The 5906-nt window shown below is 64.1% G+C and carries 2 protein-coding genes; one reads left to right on the top strand and one right to left on the bottom strand.

All coding sequences use genetic code 11. From position 1 onward, the window contains the following. Window positions 1–3118: autotransporter domain-containing protein (locus ABI660_RS22650; protein WP_348072387.1), on the top strand; the 3118-nt coding region annotated here is incomplete at its 5' end. A 218-nt stretch (window positions 3119–3336) separates the two neighbouring features. Here the strand turns inward: ABI660_RS22650 and ABI660_RS22645 are convergent. Further along, a partial coding sequence (locus tag ABI660_RS22645) for an FAD-linked oxidase C-terminal domain-containing protein (protein WP_348072385.1) occupies window positions 3337–5906 on the bottom strand: 2570 nt, incomplete at its 5' end.

Below are 5906 nucleotides of genomic sequence, written 5' to 3'. Positions count from 1 at the left end.
CTTGCTGACCGGTGCCAACACCTACAGCGGCGCCACCACGGTTTCCGCCGGCACATTGCAGGTGGGCAACGGCGGTACGACCGGCACACTGGGCACTGGTGCAGTCCAGGTGGGCATCGGCGCGGCCCTGCGTTTCAACCGCAGCGACAACGTCGTTGTCGGCAATGCCATCAGCGGGGGCGGCGGGGTGAGCCAGAACGGCGGCGGCACCACCTTGCTGACCGGTGCCAACACCTACAGCGGCGCCACCACGGTTTCCGCCGGCACACTGCAGGTGGGCAACGGCGGCACGACCGGCACACTGGGCAGCGGTGCAGTCCAAGTGGGCACCGGCGCGGCCCTGCGTTTCAACCGCAGCGACAACATCGTTGTCGGCAACGCCATCAGCGGGGGCGGCGGGCTGAGGCAGAACGGCGGCGGCACCACCTTGCTGACCGGTGCCAACACCTACAGCGGCGCCACCACGGTTTCCGCCGGCACACTGCAGGTGGGCAACGGCGGCACGACCGGCACACTGGGCAGCGCTGCAGTTCAGGTGGGCACCGGCGCGGCCTTGAGCTTCAACCGCAGCGACAACATCGCCGTCGGCAACAACATCAACGGGGCAGGCGGGGTGAGGCAAGACAGCGGCGGCACTCTGACGCTGGCCGGCAACAACACCTTCAGCGGCGGCCTGGCTGTCAACGCCGGGAGCGTGGCCGCCTCGGCCGCATCGGCACTGGGCACGGGCAACATCACCTTGGGCGGTGGCCAGCTCACAAGCACCACCAGCATGACCGTCGCCAACGCACTGAGCGTGTCCGGCGGCACGACTGGCACTGTGGCAGCCGCCGCCGGTACCACGCTGAGCATCAGCGCATCCATCAATCTGGCCGCTTCGTCGACACTCCGCGTCGGGGATGCGGTCAACAACGGGGTGGTGACGCTCAGCGGCCCAGGGGTCGTCGCCGTTCCCAGCGCCAACTTGCTGGTCGCCGGCGGCACGCTGCGCGCCGGAAGCGCCGCGCTGGGCTCGATCACCAGCAGCGTTGCCTCCACCACCATCAACGCCGGCGCCACCTTGGACTTCAGCGGCCCGAATTTGTCCTCGGTTGTCAACAACCTGCAAGGCGCAGGCACGCTCAGGCACGATGGCGGTGTGGTCGGTATCAACGGGGGTGCGTTCAGCGGCAACCTCGTTGGCACCATGGCGCTGGTCAAGCAAGGAACGGGGACGCTCGCGCTCAGTGGCGCGAACACTTATTCGGGTGGCACAAGCGTCAGCGGTGGCACCCTGCAGGGGAATGCCACCACCCTGCAGGGCAACATCAACAACAACGCCGCCGTCACCTTTGATCAGGCCGCAACCGACACCTACGCCGGCGTCATGAGCGGCACAGGCGCCCTGACCAAACAGGGCGCGGGCAACCTGATCCTTAGCGGCACCAACAGCTACAGCGGTGCCACGAATGTCAATGCCGGCACGCTTTCGGCCAACGGCTCGATTGCCAATTCAGCCGTCACAGTCAACAGCGGCGGCACCTTGGGCGGCAACGGCACGCTAGGCAGTACCACTATCGCCACGGGCGGCGTGCTGGCGCCGGGCAACTCGATTGGCACGCTCACGGTCAACGGCAACCTGAATTTTGCCGCAGGCTCCATCTACCGGGTGGAAGTGGACGCAGCCGGTGCGAATGACCGTATCAACGCTACCGGCACGGCCACCCTCAACGGCGGCACGGTCGATGTGCAGGCCGGTGCCGGCACCTATGCGGCTAACAGGACTTACACCATCCTCAACGCAGCCGCTGGCCGCACCGGTAACTTTGCCGGGGTCACGTCGAACCTGGCTTTCCTAACGCCCACGCTGGGGTATGACGCCAACAACGTCTTCCTGACGCTGGCGCGCAATGACGTCAGCTTCAGCGCCGTGGCGGTTACGCCGAACCAGATCGCCACGTCCACGGCACTGCAAAATGCCAATGGCGACGCCACAGGTGACATGAGCACTGTGCAAACTGCATTGACCGGTTTGTCTGCCGCGCAAGCACGTGCCGCCTATGACTCCGCAAGTGGCACCGGCCTCGTCGCCCTGCGCAGCACAGGTGCCAGCTTTGCGGCGGGGTTTGGCAACCAGTTGCAGGCTCGGCTGGCTGCAGTTGGCGGCGCAAACACGCAAGTGGGCGCATTTGCAGGCGGCCCCATCCTGCTGGCCGCCAACGACCGTGTGTCTGATTTGATGGCGCCTGTTTCCGATTCGCCGCAGAAGTTTTCCCTGGCCGGAGGGGCGTCTTCGTCCTCTTCTTCTGCTTCATCAGAGGGCCGCGGATTCTGGCTGCGCGGCTCGGGTGGCCACCAGAACACCAAAAGCGACAGCAACGCTGCCGCCAGCGAGTTGCGCAACAGCGGCATCAGCGCCGGCTTTGATGCCGAATTGCGCGAAGGACTGGTGGTGGGTGCAGCGCTGAGCAGCGGTACATCCCGACTGGGCTTTGACAACAACGACACCGGCAAGTCAAGCGGCAGCGCACTGGCGGTCTATGGCAGCTACGCCTCTGGCCTTTGGGCTTTCAAGGGCTCGGCCAGTGCCGCCTGGAACAGCAACCACATGAACCGTGCAGTTACGGTAGGTGCCTTGAACCGCACGGCCAGCTCGGACTTCGGCAGCAACACGCTGTCTGCCTATGGAGAGGCGAGCTACAGCCTGCCGATGAATGGCTGGACTTTGCAACCGCTGGCCGCGCTTTCCCTGAGCCGCAGCAAGACCGACGGCTTCACCGAAACCGGCGCCGGTGCCCTGAACCTGCAGGTGGCTGGCCAGACCGTCACCTCCACCAAATCCTTGCTGGGTGCGAAAGCCAGCTTTGACGCGGGAAGTGTTCGCCTGGAGCCGCGTGTGATCTGGGCGCATGAGTTTGGTGACATCAACACGCCGATGACGGCGCATTTCCAGGGTGCAGCGACGGCCTCGCCGTTTCAGGTCTCGGGGGTGGCGCCCAAGCGCGACACGCTGATTCTGGGCCTCGGAGCATCAGGCCGTGTCGGCCACGGGGTTGACCTGTTCGCCGATGTGCAGTTTGAACATAACCAGCGCCAGCGGAACCTCTCGGCGCTCATGGGGGTGCGAGTGCGCTGGTAGGCGAAGGGCGGGTGTCGAGAAGGGCCAGCTCGGCTTCGTCAAACCCCGCGGCGTGGCGTGCGTCCAGATTCAGCGGGCCGGATCAGGTCCGGGATGACAGATGGGGCAGGAGCTGCATACTATCAATTTGGTAGCTGCTTTCGACCGCTCCATAAGGGCTGGAGGCCTTTTTGCCTTGTAAAAACTGGTATTTTTCTTCTTCAGAGCGACGCATGACCTCAAGCGCGCAACTGCCGCGCCATCAGCACCGCCACGTGCACGGCCTCGCGCTGCGCGCCGTCCCTGATCTGGTGCCGGCAACTGGTGCCGTCGGCCACCACAATCGCATCAGGCCGCTGGCGCACCGCAGGCAGCAGGCTGAGTTCAGCCATCTGCATCGACACTTCATAGTGGCTGGCTTCATAACCAAAGCTGCCGGCCATGCCGCAGCAGCTGGACTCGATCAGCTCCGGCGCCGCGCCGGGGATCAGTTTGAGCACGTCCATGATGGGGCTGACCGCGCCAAACGCCTTCTGGTGGCAGTGACCGTGCAGCAAGATGGCTTCGTCCACCGGCTGCAGTTTTGATTTCAGTCCCTCGAGCTTGCCCGCCGTGGCCTCGCGCGCCAGGAACTCCTCGAACAGCAAGGCCTGGCCACTGATGGTCAACGCGGCCTCGCCCAGGCCCATGACCAGCATCTCGTCGCGCATGGTCAGCAGGCAGGACGGCTCCAGCCCGACGATGGCGATGCCGCGCTCGGCGAAGGGCAGCAGGGCGGCGACCAGTTCCCTGGCTTTTACTTTGGCTTCATCCACCATGCCACTGGCAAGGTAGGTGCGGCCGCAGCACAGGTGTTTTCCGTCTGCTATGGTTTTTGTAGCTACGTGAACTGTGTAGCCGGCGGCCTGCAGCACTTTTAATGCTGAAACCGCGTTGCCGGATTCGAAGGTTCCGTTGAAGGTGTCGACAAACAGAACGACGGGTTTGGCCGCGGCTAATACCGCGTCGCGCGTGGCACTCACGCAAGGCTGGTTGAAAAACGTATGTGTCTTCCACGAGGGCAGTGTGCGTTTTGCCGAAAAGCCGGTGAGCTTTTCGCTCAACGCCGCCAGGCCCGGAATTTTGTCGCGCAGGTTCAGCAGGGGGGCGAAGCGGCTGGCCCAGTGCGCGTAGTCGGGCAGGCGTGCCACCAGTTTGTCTTTCAGCGTATAGCCGTGCCTGGCCTTGTAGTGGTGCAAAAACTCCACCTTCATCTTGGCCATGTCCACGCCGGTGGGGCAATCACGCTTGCAGCCTTTGCAGCCCACGCACAGGTCCAAGGCGTCATGCACTGCCTCGCCGGTGAAAGCGTCACGTGCGCTCATTCCGTCGAGCTGGCCGCTCAAGGCCAGGCGCAGGGTGTTGGCGCGTCCACGGGTTAAATGTTTTTCATCACGCGTCACACGGTAGCTGGGGCACATGGTGCCGGCATCGAACTTTCTGCAGTGGCCATTGTTGTTGCACATCTCCACCGCCTTGGCAAAGCCGTGGGCCGGGTCGCCGCCGCTGCCCGGTGCGCTGGTCTGCTCGGTCACGGGGTCGTTCTGGACGTTCCAGGCGCGCCAGTCCAGGGCGGTCTTGAGGGGAATGACCTTGTAGCCAGGCGCAAACCGCATCAGCCGCGTGTCGTCCATCTTCGGCGGGTTGATCATGCGGCCGGGGCTCAGCAGATTGATCGGGTCCATGGCCTGCTTGATACTGGCGAAGGCCTCGTTGATCTGCGGACCGAACTGCCACTTGATCCACTCGCCGCGGCACAGGCCGTCGCCATGTTCGCCGCTGTAAGCGCCCTTGAATTTGCGCACCAGCTCAGAGGCTTCCTCGGCAATCGCGCGCATCTTGGGCGCTCCCTCGCGCCGCATGTCCAGGATGGGCCGCACATGCAAGGTGCCGACCGAGGCATGTGCATACCAGGTGCCCTTGCTGCCGTATTTTTTGAAGACTTCGGTCAGCGCATCGGTGTATTCGGCCAGATGCTCCAGCGGCACGGCGCAGTCTTCGATAAAACTCACCGGCTTGCCGTCACCCTTGAGGCTCATCATGATGTTGAGCCCGGCCTTGCGCACTTCCCACAGGTTTTTCTGCGGCGCGTCTTCGGTCATCTCGATCACTGTGGCGGGCAGCAGCAGGTCGCCCATCAGCTCGCTCAGTCGTTTGAGCTTGGGCAGCAGCGCCGTCTTGCTGGTACCCGAAAACTCCACCAGCAAGATGGCGGCGGGCTGGCCGATCAGCGCACTGCGAATGGTGGGCGCAAAGGCCGGGTTCTGCAGCGACAAATCGATCATGGTGCGGTCCACCAACTCGACCGCGGTCAGGCTGCTTCCGCCTACCCTGACGATGTGCTGCGCCGCATCCATGGCGCGGTAAAAGGTCGGGAAATTCACCACGCCCAATACCTTGGCCCGCGGCAGTTCGGTGAGCTGCAGGGTCAGCGATTTTGTCAGGGCCAGTGTGCCTTCGCTGCCTATCAACAGGTGTGCCAGGTTGACCGAACCGTCGGCGGTATAGGGCCGTTCGCTCTGCGGGTCAAAAATATCCAGGTTGTAGCCGCCGACACGACGCATGACCTTGGGCCAAAGGCGGTTGATGGCAGGGTGCAGTTCCTCGGCCAGCGAACGCACGTGCTGGCCCAGTTCGCGTGCTTTGCCGCTGCTGGCGGCGTAGGGTCCGAGCTGGAGCAGCTCGCTTGCAGAAGTCCAGGCCTGCATGCCCAGCACGTTGTGCACCATGTTGCCGTAGGCAATGCTGCGGCTGCCGCAGGAGTTGTTGC

The sequence above is a fragment of the Polaromonas sp. genome, from assembly GCF_039930745.1.
In the GTDB taxonomy this organism is placed as follows: Bacteria; Pseudomonadota; Gammaproteobacteria; order Burkholderiales; family Burkholderiaceae_C; genus Polaromonas.
The sequence above is the reverse complement of the archived record's forward strand: the minus strand, read 5'-3'. Positions and strand labels throughout refer to the sequence as shown.